This is a genomic window from Klebsiella sp. CN_Kp100 (assembly GCF_040065315.1).
GTDB lineage: Bacteria > Pseudomonadota > Gammaproteobacteria > Enterobacterales > Enterobacteriaceae > Klebsiella > Klebsiella oxytoca.
Genome location: NZ_JBEAIJ010000044.1, coordinates 43,462 through 65,346, shown reverse-complemented (window position 1 = coordinate 65,346; position 21,885 = coordinate 43,462). Strand labels below are relative to the sequence as shown.

Here is a 21,885-nt window from a genome sequence, read left to right as displayed (position 1 = left end):
TTCATTTCCCAGGTGACTGATCTCCCACGTTAATCTGCTTTTTTATCTCCCGCCTTATAACTGTCTTATTATTTTTTGTTAGTATCTATACATAGTAGATATAAATGATATAGTGGTTATAGCTAATCTCTTTTTTATTATCAAATCGTCTTATACATCATCGTCTTCAGGATACGTTGTGGCGTCTAAATGGCGAGTCGCAGAGAGGCAGAGCCAGACTGGATTGCCAGCCGGATCGTCGCCTGAACGTAAAATGTATTAAGCGGGTTCATTTTACGCGCTATCGGATATCAGCCATGAAACTACAGCAGCTCCGCTATATCGTTGAGGTTGTTAACCATAATCTGAACGTCTCCTCTACTGCCGAAGGTCTGTATACCTCACAGCCGGGCATCAGCAAGCAGGTTCGCATGCTGGAAGATGAGCTGGGAATTCAGATTTTCGCCCGCAGCGGCAAACATCTGACCCAGGTTACTCCTGCGGGCCAGGAGATCATCCGCATCGCTCGCGAAGTACTGTCGAAGGTGGATGCGATTAAATCGGTGGCCGGAGAGCACACCTGGCCTGACAAAGGTTCGCTGTACGTGGCGACCACGCATACCCAGGCGCGCTACGCGCTGCCGGGGGTTATCAAAGGTTTTATCGAACGCTATCCCCGCGTCTCGCTGCACATGCATCAGGGCTCGCCAACGCAAATCGCCGAGGCGGTGTCGAAAGGCAATGCCGACTTCGCTATCGCTACGGAAGCGCTTCATCTCTATGATGATTTGGTCATGCTGCCGTGCTATCACTGGAACCGTTCCGTGGTCGTGACGCCGGAACATCCGCTGGCGTCGCGAGAGTCGGTATCGATTGAAGAGCTGGCGCAGTATCCATTGGTGACCTACACCTTCGGTTTCACCGGTCGTTCTGAACTGGATACCGCCTTTAATCGCGCCGGTTTAACGCCGCGCATCGTGTTTACCGCGACTGACGCCGATGTGATTAAAACCTATGTCCGCCTGGGGCTTGGGGTAGGGGTAATAGCCAGTATGGCGGTCGACCCGGTTTCCGATCCGGACCTGGTCAAGCTGGACGCCAATGATATATTCAGCCACAGCACCACCAAAATAGGCTTCCGGCGCAGCACCTTCTTACGAAGCTATATGTATGATTTTATTCAACGATTTGCACCGCATCTGACCCGAGACGTGGTCGATACCGCGGTCGCTCTGCGCTCAAATGAAGATATTGAGGCCATGTTCAAAGATATTAAGTTACCGGAAAAATAACCGCAGAAAAAATGATGGCATCCTCACGGGGATGCCAAAACCTATAATGACCTGAATTTGAATATCTAAACGTTGTCTGAATCACAATTTTCGTTAACTCCTCATACCAGATTTGCAAATATACCTGTCGCGATCAAAATAATGATTAAAGATATCTGCCGGGAAGCGAATTCGCTGGATTAATAGCGCATCCATAATTAAGATTTATCTGTGGTTAGCAATTCTTAGCGATTGGTGGTGAAAAAATGATTAGTGATATCGATTATATGAAGTTTACGATGTCACAGGAACGTGACAAGACTGAGATAGATCCGGTTTTGAGAAGTAAGGCCTGGAGCGCCGTTATCCTTGGGCTTGCGATGTTCTGGAGCGTCATTGCTCTGGTTATCTGCAACGTTTGGTTTCTAAGCTAGAGCACCTGCCAGTCAAAATGGTTGTGTCAGTTTTATGACAAGTGAAATATTGAGAATAATTTCCATCTGATAAAAATAGCGGCAATAAGGAGGATATAATCTTTCTCTTTTTAGATTCGCTCAATAAATTTTCTCTATTGGACTAATCGGCAAAATAATGGCGATTAGTCCTTCTTTGTACTCGCGTACTAATACACCTCGGTTGTTGAAGTAAACGCACCTTCTTCAATGCTTCTCAATATTACCACCCTCTATTATTCAAATTTCCTGTCTTAATCCGCTTAACCAATTTTAGCAATTTGAGTTGTTATCAAAGTGTTACATCAAAGATGTGTTATCTTTAATAATGACCCTGAGGAGGATCAGGGGATGCTATCCCTAAGGTAAAGGAGGAGCTATGTCGTCAACCCTACGAGCAGCCAGCAAGGATACGCTTCAGGTTAAAGATAAAACCTGGCATTACTACAGCTTACCGCTGGCCGCCAAAGAACTGGGCGATCTCTCGCGCTTGCCCAAATCACTTAAAGTGCTACTGGAAAATCTGTTGCGCTGGCAGGACGGTGATTCCGTCACCGCCGAAGATATTCATGCCCTTGCCGGATGGCTGCAGCATGCCCATGCCGACCGGGAAATTGCCTATCGTCCAGCGCGCGTTCTGATGCAGGACTTCACCGGTGTTCCCGCCGTCGTCGATCTGGCGGCGATGCGCGAAGCGGTAAAACGCCTGGGAGGCGACACCGCCAAAGTGAACCCGCTTTCTCCTGTCGACCTGGTCATTGACCATTCGGTTACGGTAGACCGTTTCGGCGATGATGATGCCTTTGAAGAAAACGTCCGGCTTGAGATGGAGCGTAACCATGAGCGCTATGTCTTCTTACGTTGGGGACAACAGGCTTTCAGCCGCTTCAGCGTGGTGCCGCCGGGCACCGGAATTTGCCACCAGGTTAACCTGGAATATCTCGGTCGGGCGGTATGGGGCGAACAGCAAAACGGCGAGTGGGTAGCCTTCCCGGACACGCTGGTCGGTACCGATTCACATACCACAATGATTAACGGTTTAGGCGTACTCGGCTGGGGCGTGGGCGGTATCGAAGCGGAAGCCGCCATGCTTGGACAGCCGGTATCCATGCTGATACCGGACGTCGTCGGCTTTAAGCTGACCGGCAAGCTACGTGAAGGTATCACCGCGACGGACCTGGTCCTGACGGTCACTCAGATGCTGCGTAAACATGGCGTAGTAGGTAAGTTTGTTGAATTCTACGGCGATGGCCTCGATTCCCTGCCGCTGGCGGACCGTGCGACTATCGCTAATATGTCGCCGGAGTATGGCGCAACCTGTGGCTTCTTCCCGATTGATGCGGTCACGCTTGACTATATGCGCCTGACCGGGCGCAGTGAAGAGCAGGTGGCGCTGGTGGAAGCCTATGCGAAAGCCCAGGGGATGTGGCGTCAGCCCGGAGATGAACCGGTCTTCACCAGTACGCTGGCGCTGGATATGGGTAGCGTCGAAGCCAGTCTGGCAGGGCCGAAGCGTCCCCAGGATCGCGTGGCTCTCGGCGATGTGCCTCATGCCTTTGCTGCCAGCACCGAACTGGAGGTGAATCACGCGCAGAAAGATAAACGACCAATCGACTATACCTTAAACGGGCAGCAGTACTCGCTACCGGACGGGGCGGTGGTGATTGCCGCGATCACCTCCTGTACGAATACTTCCAACCCCAGCGTGCTAATGGCCGCTGGCTTGCTGGCGAGGAAAGCTGTCGAGCTGGGCCTCAAACCGCAGCCGTGGGTTAAAGCATCGCTGGCGCCGGGATCGAAGGTGGTTTCCGACTATCTGGCCCATGCAAAGCTGACGCCCTATCTGGATGAGCTGGGATTTAACCTGGTCGGTTACGGCTGTACCACCTGTATCGGTAACTCTGGGCCGCTGCCGGATCCCATTGAGCGGGCAATCAAGCAGGGCGATCTGACCGTCGGGGCCGTGCTTTCCGGCAACCGCAACTTTGAAGGACGTATTCATCCGCTGGTAAAAACTAACTGGCTGGCTTCACCGCCGCTGGTGGTCGCCTACGCTCTGGCGGGTAATATGAATCTTGATCTGACGCGTGAACCATTAGGGACCGGTAAAGAGGGTCAGCCGGTGTATCTGAAAGATATCTGGCCGAGCGGCAGCGAAGTGGCCCAGGCGGTTGAGCAGGTCTCAACGGAGATGTTCCGCAAAGAGTACGCTGAAGTATTTGAAGGGACCGCCGAGTGGAAGGCGATTAAAGTGGATCGCTCTGATACCTACGACTGGCAGGATGATTCGACCTATATTCGTCTGTCGCCCTTCTTTGATGAAATGGGCGTTGAACCTGAACCGGTGGAGGATATTCACGGAGCGCGCATTCTGGCTATGCTGGGCGACTCGGTTACCACCGACCACATCTCACCGGCGGGCAGCATTAAAGCCGATAGTCCTGCGGGGCGTTATCTGCAGAATCACGGCGTCGAACGCATCGACTTTAACTCCTACGGCTCACGTCGCGGCAACCATGAGGTGATGATGCGCGGCACCTTTGCCAACATCCGTATACGTAACGAAATGGTGCCCGGCGTGGAAGGGGGAATGACCCGCCATCTTCCGGATAGCCAGCCTATTGCTATCTACGATGCTGCAATGCTCTATAAAGCGGAGGGCACGCCGCTGGCGGTCATTGCCGGCAAAGAGTACGGTTCCGGCTCCAGCCGCGACTGGGCGGCTAAAGGCCCGCGTTTGCTGGGCGTCAGGGTGGTGATTGCCGAGTCATTCGAGCGTATCCACCGCTCCAACCTGATTGGTATGGGGATTCTGCCGCTGGAGTTTCCGCAAGGGGTAACGCGCAAAACGCTGGGGCTGAACGGCGAGGAGCGGATTGATATCAGCAACCTGCAGGCTCTACAGCCAGGTATGACGGTACCGGTCAAGCTCACCCGCGCGGACGGTAGTCAGGAGGTCATTGAGTGCCGCTGCCGTATCGATACCGCGACTGAGCTGACCTACTATCAGAACGACGGTATTTTGCACTATGTGATCCGCAATATGCTCTAAACCTGCGTCTGATATAAAAAGGGCCAGCATATGCTCTGGCCCTTTTCTTATTAATGCGGCGGATTATTTACTCAGCAGGTGGCCCATTTTCGCCGCCTTGGTATCGAGATAGTGGGCATTTTTCGGGTTGCGGCCCACGATCAGCGGCACGCGTTCGACAATGTTGATTCCGGCTTCGGTAAGGATCTCAACCTTCTTCGGATTGTTGGTCAACAGACGCACCTGTTCAACGTTGAGCAGCTTAAACATATCCGCGCACAGGGTAAAATCACGCTCATCGGCGGCAAAGCCCAGCTGATGATTAGCCTCGACGGTGTCATAGCCTTGATCCTGTAAAGCGTAAGCGCGAATTTTATTCAGCAGGCCGATATTGCGCCCTTCCTGTCGGTGATACAGCAGGATACCGCGCCCCTCTTCGGCAATATGCGACAGCGCCGCTTCCAGCTGAAATCCGCAATCACAGCGCAGGCTAAAAAGGGCATCGCCCGTGAGACACTCAGAGTGTACGCGGGCCAGCACCGGGGATTGCCCCGAAATATCGCCGAAAACCAGCGCGACGTGATCCTGCCCGGTTGCCAGTTCTTCAAAACCCACCATGAGAAAATCGCCCCATGGGGTTGGCAGTTTGGCTTCTGCCACACGTTTAAGCTGCATGTGATTCTCCAGATTCTATCAGCACCTGACTGTGCTTCTGTTTGCCGCTATTTTGCCACAACGGCGCGACGTTCTCCTAATTGCGTACGGTTACCTGCGCGCAAAGCGCACAAACGAACTACTTTCCGTTATGATATTGAGGTCAAAGAATAAGGAGATGAAATGCTGTTGATTGCCAGACGAACCGCCGTTGGCGCGGCCCTGCTATTGATTATGCCTGCTGTGGTGTGGATTTCCGGCTGGAAATGGCATCCGGAACTGTCGGCAGGCATGATGAAGCTGCTGTACTGGGTGACCGAGACGGTGACGCAACCCTGGGGCATCATCACGCACGTTATTTTATGCGCCTGGTTCCTGTGGTGCCTGCGATTTCGTCTGCGCGCCGCGGTAGTCCTGTTCCTGATTCTGGGCGCCGCGATCCTGCTGGGCCAGGGTATGAAGTCGTGGATTAAAGACCGCGTTCAGGAGCCTCGCCCCTTTGTCATCTGGCTGGAACAGGCCCGGCAGGTGCCGGTCACCCAATTCTACACCTTGAAACGCAAAGAACGCGCTAAACTGGTGCATGAGCAGCTGGCCCAGGAGCAGCAAATTCCGCACTTTTTGCGTAAGCACTGGCAAAAAGAGACCGGCTTCGCTTTCCCTTCTGGTCACACCATGTTTGCTGCCAGCTGGGCGCTGCTTGGCGTAGGTCTGCTGTGGCCCCGGCGTCGTTGGGTAACCATGGCGCTGCTGCTGACGTGGGCCGTAGCGGTGATGGGGAGCCGCCTGGCGCTGGGCATGCACTGGCCGCAGGACCTGATCGTCGCGACGCTCATTTCCTGGCTGCTGGTGACCCTGGCGACCTGGCTTGCTCAGCGGTTCTGCGGTCCGCTATCGCCGCCGGGTGAAGAGGCGCAGGATATTAAAAAAAGGGCGGCAGCGCCGGAATAGTGTTGATATTGCCAGCTTCAGGCCGCATATCCTGTACTGGCGTCATGCATTTCCATTTCACCGCTGCGGCGAAAATGATACTTTATAGGGCTGAACGCGGGATTCTTACGCGCAACCCACATAACGGGAAGTCATGTGAAATATTTTCTAATTTTCTTATTGGTGTTAGCAATCTTCGTCATTTCAGTGACGCTGGGAGCGCAGAATGACCAGGTGGTCACGTTCAACTATTTGCTCGCGCAGGGTGAATTCCGTATCTCAACGCTGCTGGCCGTGCTTTTTGCTGCCGGTTTTGCCATCGGTTGGCTGATTTGCGGCCTTTTCTGGCTGCGCGTCCGCGTCTCTCTGGCGCGCGCCGAGCGCAAAATTAAGCGTCTGGAGCATCAGATTGCGCCAGCCGGCGCTGCGCCCGCTGAAGCCGGTGTTCCTGCGGTGAAGGAATAATCATTTATGCTGGAGTTGTTGTTTCTGCTTTTGCCCGTTGCCGCAGCATATGGCTGGTATATGGGGCGCAGAAGTGCACAACAGTCCAAACAGGACGATGCGAGCCGTCTGTCGCGTGACTACGTTACAGGGGTTAACTTCCTGCTGAGCAATCAGCAGGATAAAGCCGTCGATCTGTTCCTCGATATGCTGAAAGAGGATACCGGCACCGTCGAAGCCCACCTTACGCTGGGCAATCTGTTTCGCTCGCGCGGCGAAGTTGACCGCGCTATCCGCATTCACCAGAGCTTAATGGAAAGCGCCTCGTTAACTTACGATCAGCGCCTGCTGGCGGTTCAGCAGCTGGGGCGCGATTATATGGCAGCCGGGCTGTATGACCGGGCGGAGGGGATGTTTAAACAGCTGGTGGATGAAACGGATTTTCGCCTTGGTGCATTACAGCAGCTGCTGCAGATTTATCAGTCAACCAGCGACTGGCAGTCGGCGATTGAAGTGGCGGAACGCCTGGTTAAGCTCGGTAAAGAGAAGCACCGCGGCGAAATCGCCAACTTCTGGTGCGAGCTGGCGCTGCAGCAAATGGCGGGCAATGACCTGGATAAGGCCATGGCGCTACTGAAAAAAGGCGCCGCTGCGGACAAGAACAGCGCTCGCGTCTCCATCATGATGGGCCGGGTGTGGATGGAGAAGGGCGACTACGTCAAAGCCGTCGAGAGCCTGGAGCGGGTAATTGAGCAAGACAAAGAACTGGTCGGTGAAACCCTGGAGATGCTGCAAACCTGTTACCAGCAGCTGGGGAAAATCGACGAGTGGGAAGCGTTCTTACGCCGCTGCGCGGATGAAAACACCGGGGCGACGGCCGACCTCATGCTGGCACAAATCCTTGAGCAGCGAGAAGGAATTGAGTCCGCGCAAAACTATGTGACGCGCCAGCTGGAGCGCCACCCGACGATGCGCGTATTCCATAAGCTGATCGATTACCATATTAATGAAGCCGAAGAGGGGCGGGCGAAGCAGAGCCTGGGCGTTCTGCGCCAGATGGTGGGCGAACAGGTCCGCAGCAAGCCGCGTTACCGCTGTCAAAAATGTGGTTTCACCGCGCATACGTTGTACTGGCACTGCCCGTCGTGCCGCTCGTGGTCCACCATTAAGCCAATTCGCGGCCTGGATGGGCAGTAAATTTAAAAAAACGCGCGCTTTAGTTACAACATACTAATGGATTTATCTTCATCATCTCCTCCGGCTACGGTAGTCGAATCGTCCGGCAGACAGGGAAATGCAGCCTGTTATTTTTGCCTTATCGCAGGTAGAATGCTGCCCGTTTACCTTTTTTGCGCCGAACCGGCGCTCATCAACAATTAAGGTCCGGTCATGACGTCTACTGCTACATCTTCTTCCCGCGTTGTCACATCCTCTCCCGTCGTCGTTGCTCTTGATTATGATAACCGTGATAAAGCGCTGGCGTTTGTCGACCGTATCGACCCGCGCGACTGTCGCCTGAAGGTGGGTAAAGAGATGTTTACTCTACTGGGGCCGCAGTTTGTTCGCGACCTGCATCAGCGCGGTTTCGAAGTTTTTCTCGATCTAAAATTTCACGATATTCCGAATACCACCGCCCGCGCGGTCGCCGCAGCGGCTGAGCTCGGCGTCTGGATGGTCAACGTTCACGCTTCCGGGGGGGCGCGTATGATGACCGCCGCACGTGAAGCCCTTCAACCTTTCGGCAAAGACGCCCCGCTGTTAATTGCCGTCACCGTGCTAACCAGCATGGAAGCCAGCGATCTACAGGATCTGGGGATTACGCTTTCTCCAGCCGACTACGCCGCGAAGCTGGCGGAGCTGACCCAGCGCTGCGGTCTGGATGGCGTGGTATGCTCGGCGCAGGAAGCGGTTCGCTTTAAACAAGAACGGGGCCAGGCGTTCAGGCTGGTGACGCCGGGCATTCGTCCACAAGGCAGCGACGCCGGCGACCAGCGGCGAATTATGACGCCGGAGCAGGCGCAGGCAGCTGGCGTGGATTATATGGTCATTGGTCGCCCGGTCACGCAGTCTGCCGATCCTGCTGCTACGCTGCGCAGCATCAACGCATCGTTGAATAAGGAGGCATGATGAGCGATTCCAATAGCCGACTGGTGTACTCAACGGACCGCGGTCGTATTGATGAACCCAAACCGGTACAAGCGCGCCCGAAAGGGGACGGTATCGTGCGCATCCAGCGGCAGACAAGCGGTCGTAAGGGTAAGGGCGTCTGCCTGATTAGTGGGATTGATGAAAATGATGAAGCGCTGGCTAAACTTGCCGCCGAGCTGAAAAAGAAATGCGGCTGCGGTGGGTCGGTAAAGGACGGTGTGATTGAGATTCAGGGCGATAAGCGCGACCTGCTAAAAACGCTTCTTGAAGCCAAAGGGATGAAGGTTAAGCTGGCTGGCGGTTAATCAATAATAAGGCCACGATAATTATCGTGGCCTGCAATTTTTTGCTGGTGTACTGGTCAGCTAATATAAACTTTAATTTAATTGCTTGCGGTTAAATTATTTACCTACCTGGTGGCCAATAATACCGCCGACTGCCGCGCCGCCCAGGGTACCCAGGGTGCTGCCGTCGGTAAGCACCGCGCCACCGAGCGCACCGGCGCCTGCGCCGATAGCGGTATTACGATCGCGTTTAGACCAGTTCGAACAAGCGCTCAGAGACATTGCAACAGTGACGGCCAGAACCACAGCGGCCATTTTTTTGTTCATTGAAGTCATCATTTTTTTTCTCCTGAATAATCTATTCATGGATACAACTTCCCTTAAGCATAGCTTGTTACGCCAGCTCGGGGAGTATTCCATGAAGCTTTAGTTGCGCAGGTGTTGCTCTATTCACGCAGGTGATAGTTACTTCCTGTTATATCGCTAACATTAATTCTACTTTCAATAAATTTTTCAGGCAGGTAAAAAGTCTGAATTCAGCGGTCAGATAAGTCTCAGACGAGAGCTATGCCGGGTACGGCCCGGCATATTAAAGGCAAAGCAGGGAGAACGATCAGGGATGGTTGACGATATTTACGGTTAAGCCGCACTGCGTTAACTGGTTATGCACGGCATCGTTTAGATTGTCGTCGGTAATAATGCGGTTGAATCGGCCGATCGGCCCGAGCGGATATGGGTGCACAACGTTGAACTTCGAGCTATCGCTCAGCACAATCGCCTCACAGCCCTTTTCAAGCACCGCGTTCACCACATCGGCGCGCATCATATCTCGTCCGGTAAATCCGGTTTCGGCCTGCCAGCCGTCGATGCCGATAAAGGCCTTGCTGAAGTGAACCTGCTGAATAAACTGCCGCGTGAGAGGCCCAACCATGCTTTCGCTGCGCTTCTGGTAGATTCCACCCAGCAGGATCACTTCTCCGGGCGTCTCTTTCAGTAGGTGAGCGATATAGCTGCTGACGGTGATGATAGTGATATCGCCGCGCTCGGCGAGCGTACGGGCGAGCAGGGCGTTGCAACTGCCGTTTTCGATAAATACCGTTTCCCCGGAGGAGACGAGCGTAGCGGCCCGCGCAGCCAGCTCTCGCTTAATGGCGAAATGGGTCATCATGCGGGTTTCCACATCTTCGCTGTCCAGCGGAACGGCGAAGCCGTGGGTACGTCGCAGGTAGCTCTGCTTTTCTAATGAGTTTAAATCCTGGCGAATGGTGACTTCAGAGACACCGGTCATTTTCGCGAGATCGGCCACGCTCATACGGCCTTTATCGATGACCATTTGCAAAATACTTTGTTGTCGGGCGTTCATAGCAACTTCGCAGTTAAGGGCTGTTTGGGCGAGCGATCGGGCCAGGATGCCCGATTGCGGCGGTGTAGATTATCAAATTTCCCACGGGGCCTTAGGCTGGCCGGGTTTGTTTTCCTGTTCGTCGTTCGAAAGCGCCTGGAGTTCAGCTTTCAGAATTTCGAGGTTATGGATCGCGGAGTGATAATCCCCGGCAACCAGAATATCCAGCACGGTATCGATACGTTGGGCGAGCAGGCGAGCATTCAGATCTGACATGGCGTTATCCTGGTTACAAATGTGAATAAAATCAATGATGCTAAAAACGGATGAAAAAGAGAAGCGAAAAAAACGCACAACTTTACTCATCGACGATAATTAGCGGACAACGCGCGGAACACCTACGGGAAGGGCTAAAACGCGGCTCCGGGTAAGGGAGCCGCATTGAACAGTCTATCAGGCGGCAGGGCGCGCAATCACGCTACGGGTTTCCATGCGGACTTCGGCAATCGTGACATCGATAACATCCGTCACCTTATACACGACCTCGCCTTTAATTTGCACGGTACCGCTTTCCTGGCTGCAAACCAGCTCATCGCGTACGGCGTGGAGGAATGGGGCCGGGATAAAGGCAACTGCGCCGTTATCAACCAGTCGCACACGCATACCGCCGCGGCTGACATCGATAATTTCAGCAGCAAAGCGAGTATTAGTGCCGGCCTGCGGCTTCAGATAGCGGGCGTACAGCCAGTCGCCGACGTCGCGCTCCGCCATGCGGTTGAGGCGGCGACGTTCCGCCATTTGCACCGCAACGTCATCCTGCGGACGAGAGATGGTTTCCCCTTTGATAATCGCTTTCAGCAGACGATGGTTGATCATATCGCCGTACTTACGGATCGGGGAGGTCCAGGTTGCATAGGCTTCCAGACCCAGGCCAAAGTGCGGGCCCGGCTCGGTGCTGATTTCGGCAAAGGACTGGAAACGGCGAATACGGCTGTCGAGGAAACCGGACGGCTGCGCGTCCAGTTCGCGACGCAGCTTGCAGAAGCCCTCCAGCGTCAATACTTCCACCGGATCAACGTGAACATCGTGGGTTTTCAGCAAGGCCGCGAGCTGCTCGGTATTGGCCGGATCGAATCCGGTATGGACGTTATACACGCCGAAACCGAGCTTATCGCGCAGCACGCGGGCGGCGCAGATGTTGGCGGCAATCATCGACTCTTCAACGATGCGATTAGCGATACGACGCGGTTCGGCAACGATATCCAGCACTTCGCCTTTTTCGCCCAGCACAAAGCGATAATCCGGACGGTCCTTGAACACCAGCGCGTGGTTTTTGCGCCATTCGCTACGGCGCAGGCAGGCATCGTGCAGCAGGTTAATTTGCTGCGCGATTATCTCGCTCTCCGGCTGCCAGCCGCCGTTATTTTCCAGCCAGTCGGACACATCATCGTAGGCCAGCTTCGCTTTCGATTCGATGGTCGCCGCGAAGAACTGAATATCGTCTTCGATGGCCCCGTCAGCAGCCAGGATCATACGGCAGGCCAGAACCGGACGAACTTCGTTGGGGCGCAGGGAGCAGAGGTAATCAGAGAGTTCGCGCGGCAGCATCGGAATGTTGAAGCCCGGCAGATAGTTGGTAAAGGCGCGAATTTTTGCCGTATTGTCCAGCTTGCTGCCTTCGGCAATCCAGGCGGTTGGATCGGCGATGGCGACGGTCAGGTGCAGCTTACCGTCAGCGGCCAGCTCGGCGTACAGCGCATCGTCCATATCTTCGGTGCTGGCGCTGTCGATGGTCACGAAAGTCAGCGCCGTTAAATCGCGGCGTTCCAGACCCTCATCAAGCATCTCGGTCGCTACCCCATCCGGCGCTTCTTTTTCCAGATTATGGCGCGCCAGGGTGACCCACCATGGTGCGAAATGATCGTCGCCGAAGGTAATGTACTGGGTGAGCTCAGCGTAGAAACCGCGGTCACCTTTCAGCGGATGACGGCGCATTTCGGCAACGGCCCAGTCACCCTCTTTAAAATCATGCTCTACGCCGCGAGCAGCGCGGCAGGGAATGGCATCTTTCAGCAGCGGATGGTCAGGAACGATGGAAAGACGGTCGTCTTTCTTATGAACTTTGCCGACAAAACGCGTCAGGAACGGCTCAACCAGTTCTTCCGGCTCAGCGCTTTCGCGTTCTTTTTCAGTATTGACCACGGCAATAATACGATCGCCATGCATGACTTTTTTCATTTGCGGCGGCGGAATGAAATAGCTTTTCTGAGAGTCGACTTCGAGGAAGCCAAACCCTTTTTCCGTCCCTTTAACGACCCCTTCAACGCGCGGAGTCTGGGAATGCAGTTGCTGTTTAAGCTGCGCTAGCAGCGGGTTGTCCTGAAACATAATTTCTTATTTTCGTGGCTAAAAGAGCGGCTGACATTTTTACGCGAATATGCCTGCCGCAGCAAGCGCTGTTTCAGCATTTTACGTCTGCTGACATCCATTGCCGAGGGCGATTTTCAGACGATTCATCCAACCGCATAGCCCGCACCAGGCGAGAAGATCGATGGCGGCGGTGCGGGAAAGCCCGCATTCCGTCAATGGGCTTAGGTGGGCGGCGCTAAAACGGTCAGGGGAGCGGGTTAAAAGCTGTACGGACTGTAAAAGCCGGTGCTCGATGACATGCTCTTCTCTGCGCGACTGCGCGTCAGGAACGATACCGCGTAAAGCATCGGCAAAATCCGGACATCGCGAGGCCCAGGCATTGAAGCAGCTGATGCTGCCGTTAATCCGCGCTGCGATCAGCGCCACCTGAGCGGCGAACGGCGGCTGATCGCTGAGGTGGCTCAGGAGCAGTTCCTGCAGATCCAGCGGCGGTTCCTGGGTCGCCAGCAGCGGCGCCAGTTCAAACAGGCCGGGATACTTTTGCCATTTTGCCAGCAGCGACTGACGCTCATCATCGGCATAGCGTAAATCTGAGTCGTCGAGTCCGGGCCGCCAGTCGCTCTTTCGGGCAAAGAAAAGCGCCTCTGGCGCATCTTCCTGCTGCGGCATCCCGGGGATCCAGCGCACCGGGTAACCCTGCGCGGCGTGAAAGGCGGCGATAGCGCGCGCCTGGAAGCCGATAAAGCCAATAATCTGATTGATAAGAATAATGTCGCGACTGGTCAGGCCGACTTCGTCAAGCTGGCTGCGGGAGAGCGCGTTGATCAGTGAAGGAGAGCTCGCCAGCTGGCGCGCGTATTGGGTAATTTGCGCCAGGCGTCGATTGCTTTCACGCGAGGAGTCCGGGCCGGGAAGCGGCGCCAGGCGGGCTGCGTAGTGATTGCATAGCCGCTGAACGCCATAAACCTGGGCGACGGTCAGCGCCGTGCTAAGCCGGTCATAGGCGCTAAATGTCTGTAGACGATTTACGCTCACAGAAGCGGGAAACAGGGCATCAGCCAGCCGTCTGGCGGGTGCCAGCCAGGGCGCATGCGCCCTAAACAGATCTTCTGGTAGCGTGAGATCGAGGAGAAAACGATCTTCGACATGGGCGGCTTCAGGGACGAGCGGCAATACATCCACCGGGCAGATTGTTGACTGGGTCTCATGATACCAGTGGTTTTTGCCGTAAACGCGGCGTTGCTCCATGGGCGTTCCTTGTTCGGTATGTGGCAAACCGCCGTTTCGCGGTCATGCTATGCGGAACTATCCTGGCTTAACCCTGGGGCCGGAGAAAATATTGATACGTGCTAACAAATAGCGGATTGGAATAACAGAAGGGTAAATATGCAGAAAAGACCCCTCCTCACGGACGTAAGGAGGGTGAACAGCTTATTTGATTTCCAGCTCGTTCATGGCGGCGATGTTGAAGCCGCCGTCAACGTGAACGACTTCGCCGGAGATGCCGGCAGACAGGTCGGAGCACAGGAATGCTGCGCTGTTACCCACGTCTTCAGTGGTGACGGTGCGACGGATCGGAGTGACCGCTTCGCAGTGCGCCAGCATTTTACGGAAATCTTTGATACCGGAAGCCGCCAGGGTACGGATTGGACCGGCAGAGATGGCGTTAACGCGCACGCCTTCCGGACCCATGGCGTTAGCCATGTAGCGGACGTTAGCTTCGAGGGAGGCTTTCGCCAGACCCATCACGTTGTAGTTCGGGATGGCGCGCTCTGCGCCCAGGTAGGAGAGCGTCAGCAGGGCGGAGCCCGGGTTCAGCATACCGCGGCAGGCTTTCGCCATCGCCACAAAGCTGTAGGCGCTGATATCGTGAGCGATTTTGAAACCGTCGCGGGTAACCGCATTAACGTAGTCGCCGTCCAGCTGATCTGCCGGAGCATAGCCGATAGAGTGTACGAAACCGTCAAACTTAGGCCATACTTTTGCCAGCTCGGTGAACAGAGACTCGATGCTCTCGTCTTCCGCCACATCGCACGGCAGGACAATGTTAGAACCCAGCGCGGCGGCAAATTCTTCCACACGACCTTTCAGTTTTTCGTTCTGATAGGTGAACGCCAGTTCAGCCCCTTCACGGTGCATTGCTTGCGCGATGCCCCAGGCGATGGACAGTTTGCTGGCAAGGCCAGTCAACAGAATGCGCTTACCGGAAAGAAAACCCATAGCTTTTAATCCTTATCGTTATTGCGTATTTTTACTTTAACAATCATCTGGTTAGCGTTGTTATTTCAAAATAACTCAAATTTAGCCGGGAATTATATCCCACTGACGACCCCTTGTGTCACGATATTTTTCTGCCATTTGCCACGGTCTGGCGCGCTTTGGCTACCGTGCGTACAAGAGTATACCATCTGATATTGCGGCGATCTGGGGTTAGCGGCGCTCGATTTCCGCCAGTAAAAGCCGGGCGTCCTCAGAATGCGGGATCAGCTCGCCAGGCGGTTGATTCTGCCACCAGATCCCCGAGCCGGCCTGGTAAATCGTATCCGCCATCCGCCAGTGTCCCCGCAGAACCCATGCGATACCCTCCGCGCCTGGCCGTTGCGGCTCAGCGACGACGATAACCCGCGAGGCGGCACGCGCGCGCTGGGTCATAATATTGAAATCGAGACCGCGTCCGCTAATGCCTTCGCTGGCAAGAGGCCATTCGCCGGCAAAAGCCCATGGCTGCCAGAGCATCAGGCGCTGAGCAATATTGTCGCCCCGTAGCCACAGCGGCTGGCCCTCAAGAAGGGTGATGACTCGGTCAACGCCGGGAAAAGGAGAAAACGGGCCATCCTTTTCCAGCGTAGCGATACTGGCGCGCCAGAGAAACGGCGCATCTGGCGAGGCAACGCTGACAATTTCACGCGTTTCCCCACCGCCGTTTTTCCACGGCGTGACCGGCAGGGTAGAAAACTGAACCGGAACAATCATCGCAATTTTCGCCTCGGATTATTTACCGTCTTTACGCCAGGCATCGGCGGTCAGCGCCTCGCCGAAATGGCCGGCAATCAGACGTTTTGTCAGTTCGTGCAGCGGAGAGGCCAGTACATCGGCGGTGCTGCCGCGTTCGACCACTTCACCCTGGTGCATCACCAGCACCTGATCGCTGATGTGCTTCATCATGCCCAAATGCTGGGTAACGTAAATGTAGGAGATACCCTGTTTTTCCTGCAGCTCCAGCATCAGGTTAATCAGTTGGGAACGCATTGACATATCCAGCGACGCCAGCGCTTCATCGCAGACGATTACTTTCGGGCGCAGGATCAGCGCTCGCGCCAGGCCCAGACGCTGTTTTTGGCCCGGTGCCAGCATATGCGGATAATAGCTGACGTGGTCAGGCAGCAGACCAACCATGCGTAACGTTTCGATAATCTGCTTCTGCCGCGCCTCGGGTTCGAGGTCGGTATTGAGACGCAGAGGAAAATCGAGGATTTGCGAAATTCGCTGCCGTGGATTGAGCGAGGTCGACGGATCCTGAAAAATCATGCGAATCTTCTGGCTGCGGAAAGAGAAATCGCCAAACGCCAGCGGATGGTCATCAATCAGCAGTTCGCCTGTGCTGGGTTCGACCATCCCGGCTAGCATTTTCGCCAGCGTCGATTTGCCGGAGCCGTTTTCGCCGATAATCGCCAGAGTCTGGCGCTCGCGCAGGGTAAAGCTTAACGGCTTAACCGCCTCTACCGTTTGCCGGTGAAACCAGCCGGTGCGGTAGCGAAAGGTCTTACTCAGATTGCGTACTTCAAGCAATGTTTCGACCATTTCACTCTTTCTCCATGTTCAGCGGGAAGTGACAGGCATAGAGGTGGTTGCGCGCGCCCACCAGCCGGGGCGTTTCGATACATTCACGCTGGGCGTAAGGGCAGCGCGGCCCGAGCCGGCAGCCGATAGGCAGCTGTTCGAGCAGCGGAATAGCGCCCGGCAAGGTATTGAGCCGACTTTTGTGCGGCATGGCGCTGCCGAAATCGGGAATCGCCCGAATCAGCGCCTGGGTATAGGGATGATGAGGAATCGTCACCAGCTCCTCGCTCGGCGCGGTTTCCACCGTCTGCCCGCAGTACATGACGTTAATTTTGTCCGCCCATTTACTGAGCATCTGCATATCGTGACTGATCAACAAAATCGTGGTGTTGTTGTTTTGGTTCAGCCGCGTCAGCAGGCGGATGATTTGCGCCTGTGTTGTCGGCTCCATGGCGTTAGTCGGTTCATCGGCGATCAGCAGCCGCGGCTGGTTAGCCAGCGCGATGGCGATCATGACCTTCTGACACTCACCATCCGTCAGCTCGTAGGGGAAGCTGCGCATCGCATCTTTATGGTCTTTAATCCCCACGCGGTGCAAGAGCTCAATGGCGCGCCGCTTGCGCCAGCCAAAACGTTGCCACCAGCGGCCTTTAAAGGTCCAGCCGGGGATATTCTGCGTGAGTTGTTCGCCGATACGTTCGGAAGGATCGAGACAGGATTGCGGCTCCTGAAAAATCATCGAGACGTTGTGGCCCACCAGTTTACGCCGTTCGCGCACTGAGAGACGCAGCAGATCGATATCGTCGAAACGCATACGGTCGGCGGTCACCCGCCAGTTGTCTTTGGTGACGCCGCAAATCGCTTTGGCAATTAAGCTTTTACCCGAGCCGGATTCTCCGACCAGACCGCGAATTTCCCCCTCAGCGAGGGTCAGGCTGACGCGATCGACGGCTTTCACCCAACCTTCGTTGGTTTTGAATTCAATGGTTAAATTTCGGATATCGAGTAACGGCATTATTCCACCCCGGCGATAATTGCGCGGCGGATCCCGTCGCCCAGCAGGTTAACCAGCAGGACGCTAATCATAATGGCCGCGCCCGGCAGCATCACCGTCCACGGCGCAACGTAAATCAGCTCCAGTGCGTCGCCGAGCATCGCTCCCCACTCCGGGGAAGGTAGCTGAGCGCCGAGGTCGAGGAAACCCAGCGCGGCGATATCCAGAATCGCCATCGAGAGCGCTCGGGTGATCTCCGTAACCAGCCCAGAGGTAATATTTGGCAACACCGCGAACCATAAAATATTCAGGGTTGACGCTCCGTCAAGGCGGGCGGCGATAACATACTCTTTTTCCAGCTCGTCGTGCACCATGCTGTAAACCGAGCGTACCATGCGCGGCAGAAGCGCCAGCCAGACGGCGAACATCGCGTGGCTGAGGTGAGGTCCGGCGAAGGCGACCACGATGATGGCCAGCAGCAGTGACGGGATCGACAGCAGGGTATCGAGAATATGGTTCATTACCGCCGAGCGCAGGCCGTGGGTCGCACCGGCAATCACGCCAAGCACCAGACCCAGTAGGGTAGCGCCCAGCGTCACCACAAACGCGCCGCCGACCGTTGGCGCCGCGCCGCTCAGCAGGCGGCTAAGAACGTCGCGGCCCAGATCGTCGGTACCAAGAAAGAACGAGACTTCGCCGTAGCGCGACCATGACGGCGGCAGCAGTTGATAGCCAAGGAACTGCTGATCGATACCGTAAGGCGCGAACCAGCTGCCGAAAACGCACAGTAGCACCAGCGCCGCGCAGCCGTACAGGCCGATCATAGCGGTAGTATCGCCATAGAATTTTCGCCAAACGGTGCGCAGCGCACCCGGCGGGCGCTTCTCCAGATAGACGCTATCGTAGGGCATATGAACCTGTTTTATGTTTGTTAGTCATGATTGATGTCTTTTTAAATTCTTCAATACCAGCAACACGTTACTGCCATTTTGTGCTTTAAGATTCTTTATTTTGCATTAATTTGAAGGTTATCAATTTACGTATAATGTGCACACTGATGTGTATATCATCTTCCCGAATGTACACATTGCCTACCGACACAAAACTTAGGAAATCTCTTGGCAAAAAAAGAGACAAAATTGAGGTCATTTCAGACGCTCACGGCTTGAATGTCAGGTTGTCTACTTCCGGCAGTATAACATTCTTTTATCGTTACAGATGGAACGGGAAGGCCGTACAGCTGACGATTGGCGATTATCCAACCATATCACTATCTCATGCGCGAGAGCGTCGGCAGCAGTTCAGGGCGTGGTTGACGGAAGGACTGGATCTGAGACGGCAAAAGGTGCTGGCGAAACAGAAAAAAACAGAAGCGCTGACAGTTAAAGAAGCGTTCGACTACTGGGAAAAGTTTTACTGCATTCCTGAAGGGCTGGTGAAAATAAAAGTTAACCGCCGGGACTTCAATAATCATATTGGGCCCGTATTAGGCAACATGGTTGTTGACCAGACAACGAAGGCGCACTGGCTAAACCTTTTTGATGGTATGGGGAGAAGGGTGGTTACCGGCCAGATGCTGGGTTTAATGCAGCGCACATTCCGTTTCTGCTCCAATCGAGGGGTTATTAACGTAAATCCTATAGAAAGCTTAAGACGCTCTGATGTCGGGCTGACTGCTGCGGTAAAAGATCGTTGGTTAAGTGATGAGGAAATCAAAACTGTATGGAATGCTCTGCCGGAGATGAAGCACAGGCAGCAGCTGATTATGACGTTTCTTATCATGACCGGTTGCCATAGTACTGAGATAAGAACGGCTAAATGGGAATGGTTTGATTTCCAGGAGGGAACCTGGACTATTCCAGCAAGTGATTACAAAACCGGTCAGTCAGAAAGGCGGGCGCTACCTGAAGCGGTGGTCAAAATGCTGAAGACAGAAAAAGAAACATCCGTCTCAAATTATGTTATGACACTGTCACGATAAAAGGGCCAGAACACGATCGTCCCCCGCTGCAATCCAACATTGCCTTATTCTCAGCTCAAATCATCGCCAAAACGGGAATGAAAACATGGTCGCTCCATGACCTGAGAAGAACAATAGCGACACGCCTGTCCGAGCTCGGCGCGCCGCCACATGTTATAGAAAAATTGCTCGGCCATCATATGTCCGGCGTCATGGCGAGATATAACCTGCATGATTACCTTGATGATCAGCGCCATTGGCTTGGGGTATGGCAGACTCATCTTGAAAAGCTGATTGGTCAGCCTCTGGTTTAATACCCACCTTAGACGATCCTGCCGGAGTATTCCGGCTTTATCATCAACCCGCCTCTGAAACCTCTGTCATGGCTGAAATAGCCCTATTTTCTTCCTCCCGGGAACACAGAGCATCACATCAAAAAATGCACATTTTACGTTCAATTATGAATTAATAGTGGACAGGTGATAACAATTCATTGCATTAAATTGCACAACATTTCAAAAAACGGAGTTTTTGATGTCGTGTCTTTCCTCTGCCAGATACGGGTTTCTGCTGGCCAGTCTCACTGCAACAGCCCTCCCGGCAGCGCCCCTGAGCCCTGCGGACCAGAATGCCATTGAGCAACAACAAAAGGCATTACTGGAACAGGCGCAACAGCAGCGCGACCTACTCCGCCATTCCACACCTGATCCCTCACTACCGGAAGCAACCCCCGCAGAACCGACCGGTCAGTGTTTTGCACTGCGGCATATCCGACTCGAGAACGTCACTGTGCTCCCGCTATCTGTGCAGCGAAACTTGACAGCAATCCCAACGGAGGGATGTATGTCACTCAAGCAAATTCAGCAGCGGGTGCGGGATGTTACGCAGGTTTATCTTGCCCGCGGATTCATTACTTCACGCGCCTGGTTACCTGAACAGGATATTTCTGCAGGATATCTGGTTATTTCCGTGACGGAAGGGAAAGTGGAAACCGTTATCCTGCAGGGGCAGGAGGAAAATGCACTGAAGATGGCCTTTCCGCAAACGCAAGGGAAAATACTTAATCTTCGCGATATTGAACAAGGGCTGGAGCAACTGAACCGCCTGACTTCGCGGTCGCTGACCGTGGATATTCTGCCGGGGAGCCGGGAGGGGTTTTCCCGGGTAGAGCTGGTACCGGTCAGTCAGCGTTTTCCTGTCAGTCTTGATGTGGGCGCAGATAACAGCGGGCAGAAAAGTACCGGCAGCGGACAGCTGAATGCCCGCCTGACAGCAGACAATGTGATGGGACTGGCAGACCAGTGGACACTGGCCGCAGGCAGGGACAGTGAGTTTCACCATAACAGACGCAGCCGCAGTATGCAGGCCGGCGTAACAGTTCCTTACGGGTACTGGCTGTTCAGTGCGCAGTATGCGTGGTCTGATTTTTATCAGACACTTTCTGTTGGTGGATCCCCGCAGTGCTGGCGCTATGCAGGCACCGTACAATCACAGCGGCTGGCCGCCAGCCGGACGCTACTGCGTGACGGTAAGCAACGTCTTGCGCTGGATGCCGCTTTTTCCCGCCGGGAAACCGAAAACCGGCTGGGCGGCGTACGTCTTGACGTCAGCAGCCCGACGCTCAGCAGCGTGACTGCCGGACTGAGCTACAGCCGGAGTATCGGTGGTGGCTATCTCACCCTGGGCCCGTCTCTTTCTCACGGCGTCCCGCTCGCGAGCGCGACGCGGGATGACCCGGCGCATCCCGGCCTGCCCCGCAGCAAATTCCGGCGCTTCAGCGCAAGTGCAAGCTGGTTTTACCCGATGACATCCACTGTGTACTGGCTGACCGCAGCCTGGGGGCAGACCACGCCTGACAGACTTTATGCCAGTGAGCAACTGTCCGTCGGAGGGCAGTATTCTGTCAGGGGGTTTAAAGATCAATATCTCAGCGGCAACCGCGGCGGCTACTGGCGCAATGAACTGACATGGCAATGGATGACGGTGCCGGGCGTGGGGGCATTCTCAGCAACGGGGGCACTGGATACCGGGCATGTCATGCGCCAGAAAGGGATAACCGATGGCGGTACGCTGACAGGGGCTTCCGTCGGACTGGAGCTGACTGGTCGCAGGCTTAGCCAGGCTCTGACCCTGGGTATGCCGTTGTCGTATCCCGACAGACTCAGTCCGGATAAACACGTGGTTTACTGGCAGGCCACAGTTTCACTTTAACTGCCGGCACACAGCTGGGGCCATGATGGCCCCGT

At 54.8% G+C, this 21,885-nt stretch carries 20 protein-coding genes and 1 pseudogene; 10 read left to right on the top strand and 11 right to left on the bottom strand.

Annotated features, from left to right (window positions below; all coding sequences use genetic code 11):
• The first annotated feature begins 296 nt into the window (after window positions 1-296).
• The 3 genes from cysB (at window position 297) to acnA (ending at window position 4,754) form a co-directional block, all read left to right on the top strand.
• Window positions 297-1,271, top strand: coding sequence for an HTH-type transcriptional regulator CysB (cysB, locus tag ABLV12_RS19840; RefSeq protein WP_004101390.1), 975 nt, complete (start codon window positions 297-299; stop codon window positions 1,269-1,271).
• 245 nt (window positions 1,272-1,516) lie between these two features.
• A complete protein-coding gene (locus ABLV12_RS19835; RefSeq protein ID WP_004101391.1) occupies window positions 1,517-1,684 on the top strand; it encodes a YmiA family putative membrane protein in 168 nt (55 codons plus the stop codon).
• A 397-nt stretch (window positions 1,685-2,081) separates the two neighbouring features.
• Window positions 2,082-4,754, top strand: coding sequence for an aconitate hydratase AcnA (gene acnA / locus ABLV12_RS19830; RefSeq protein WP_016808523.1), 2,673 nt, complete (start codon window positions 2,082-2,084; stop codon window positions 4,752-4,754).
• Between the two features lie 63 nt (window positions 4,755-4,817).
• Here the strand turns inward: acnA and ribA are convergent, their stop codons facing one another.
• Window positions 4,818-5,408: a GTP cyclohydrolase II gene (gene ribA, locus ABLV12_RS19825; RefSeq protein ID WP_004101393.1), complete on the bottom strand. Its 591-nt coding sequence runs from the start codon at window positions 5,406-5,408 to the stop codon at window positions 4,818-4,820.
• 162 nt (window positions 5,409-5,570) lie between these two features.
• Between ribA and pgpB the strand changes: the two genes are divergently transcribed.
• The 5 genes from pgpB to yciH all read left to right on the top strand — a co-directional run bounded on the left by pgpB (window position 5,571) and on the right by yciH (window position 9,214).
• Entirely contained in the window at window positions 5,571-6,338 is a 768-nt protein-coding gene (gene pgpB / locus ABLV12_RS19820; protein ID WP_004101394.1) for a phosphatidylglycerophosphatase B, read from the top strand.
• A 135-nt stretch (window positions 6,339-6,473) separates the two neighbouring features.
• A complete protein-coding gene (locus ABLV12_RS19815; protein ID WP_004101395.1) occupies window positions 6,474-6,782 on the top strand; it encodes a LapA family protein in 309 nt (102 codons plus the stop codon).
• A gap of 6 nt (window positions 6,783-6,788) precedes the next feature.
• Window positions 6,789-7,958 (top strand): lipopolysaccharide assembly protein LapB, encoded by a 1,170-nt coding sequence (gene lapB / locus ABLV12_RS19810; RefSeq protein WP_016808525.1) that lies wholly within the window; start codon window positions 6,789-6,791, stop codon window positions 7,956-7,958.
• A 192-nt stretch (window positions 7,959-8,150) separates the two neighbouring features.
• Window positions 8,151-8,888, top strand: coding sequence for an orotidine-5'-phosphate decarboxylase (gene pyrF, locus ABLV12_RS19805; protein ID WP_017146059.1), 738 nt, complete (start codon window positions 8,151-8,153; stop codon window positions 8,886-8,888).
• Window positions 8,888-9,214, top strand: a complete 327-nt coding sequence (gene yciH / locus ABLV12_RS19800) for a stress response translation initiation inhibitor YciH (protein ID WP_108703920.1) — start codon at window positions 8,888-8,890, stop codon at window positions 9,212-9,214. Before pyrF ends, yciH begins: the two co-directional genes overlap by 1 nt.
• A 96-nt stretch (window positions 9,215-9,310) precedes the next feature.
• Here yciH and osmB read toward each other — a convergent pair whose 3' ends face one another.
• From osmB to sapC, 10 genes are all read right to left on the bottom strand, one after another.
• Window positions 9,311-9,529 (bottom strand): osmotically-inducible lipoprotein OsmB, encoded by a 219-nt coding sequence (gene osmB, locus ABLV12_RS19795; protein WP_004139496.1) that lies wholly within the window; start codon window positions 9,527-9,529, stop codon window positions 9,311-9,313.
• A gap of 277 nt (window positions 9,530-9,806) precedes the next feature.
• The gene (locus ABLV12_RS19790; protein ID WP_004101403.1) at window positions 9,807-10,556 is read right to left on the bottom strand and encodes a DNA-binding transcriptional regulator YciT; all 750 of its coding nucleotides are present in this window, start codon (window positions 10,554-10,556) and stop codon (window positions 9,807-9,809) included.
• 72 nt (window positions 10,557-10,628) lie between these two features.
• On the bottom strand, window positions 10,629-10,811 hold the full coding sequence (locus ABLV12_RS19785; RefSeq protein WP_004101405.1) for a hypothetical protein: 183 nt from the start codon (window positions 10,809-10,811) through the stop codon (window positions 10,629-10,631).
• 177 nt (window positions 10,812-10,988) lie between these two features.
• Complete coding sequence (locus ABLV12_RS19780) at window positions 10,989-12,923, bottom strand: exoribonuclease II (protein WP_348867247.1); 1,935 nt, start codon at window positions 12,921-12,923, stop codon at window positions 10,989-10,991.
• 81 nt (window positions 12,924-13,004) lie between these two features.
• Window positions 13,005-14,153: a CMD domain-containing protein gene (locus tag ABLV12_RS19775; RefSeq protein ID WP_348867246.1), complete on the bottom strand. Its 1,149-nt coding sequence runs from the start codon at window positions 14,151-14,153 to the stop codon at window positions 13,005-13,007.
• 183 nt (window positions 14,154-14,336) lie between these two features.
• Entirely contained in the window at window positions 14,337-15,125 is a 789-nt protein-coding gene (fabI, locus tag ABLV12_RS19770; protein WP_004101419.1) for an enoyl-ACP reductase FabI, read from the bottom strand.
• A gap of 210 nt (window positions 15,126-15,335) precedes the next feature.
• Window positions 15,336-15,878 carry a HutD family protein gene (locus ABLV12_RS19765; protein ID WP_004101421.1) on the bottom strand — a complete coding sequence of 181 codons (543 nt, stop codon included), beginning with the start codon at window positions 15,876-15,878 and terminating at the stop codon, window positions 15,336-15,338.
• 18 nt (window positions 15,879-15,896) lie between these two features.
• Window positions 15,897-16,706 (bottom strand): putrescine export ABC transporter ATP-binding protein SapF, encoded by an 810-nt coding sequence (sapF, locus tag ABLV12_RS19760; protein WP_064344777.1) that lies wholly within the window; start codon window positions 16,704-16,706, stop codon window positions 15,897-15,899.
• Window position 16,707: 1 nt separating this feature from the next.
• Window positions 16,708-17,700, bottom strand: a complete 993-nt coding sequence (gene sapD / locus ABLV12_RS19755; RefSeq protein ID WP_004101425.1) for a putrescine export ABC transporter ATP-binding protein SapD — start codon at window positions 17,698-17,700, stop codon at window positions 16,708-16,710.
• Window positions 17,700-18,590: a putrescine export ABC transporter permease SapC gene (sapC, locus tag ABLV12_RS19750; RefSeq protein ID WP_004101427.1), complete on the bottom strand. Its 891-nt coding sequence runs from the start codon at window positions 18,588-18,590 to the stop codon at window positions 17,700-17,702. The genes sapD and sapC overlap by 1 nt, the downstream gene beginning before the upstream one ends.
• A gap of 146 nt (window positions 18,591-18,736) precedes the next feature.
• Here sapC and ABLV12_RS19745 point away from each other — a divergent pair.
• Both ABLV12_RS19745 and ABLV12_RS19740 read left to right on the top strand, forming a co-directional pair.
• Window positions 18,737-19,953: pseudogene (locus ABLV12_RS19745) on the top strand (site-specific integrase).
• Window positions 19,954-20,173: 220 nt separating this feature from the next.
• Window positions 20,174-21,850 (top strand): ShlB/FhaC/HecB family hemolysin secretion/activation protein, encoded by a 1,677-nt coding sequence (locus ABLV12_RS19740; protein ID WP_348867245.1) that lies wholly within the window; start codon window positions 20,174-20,176, stop codon window positions 21,848-21,850.
• Window positions 21,851-21,885 lie beyond the last annotated feature (35 nt).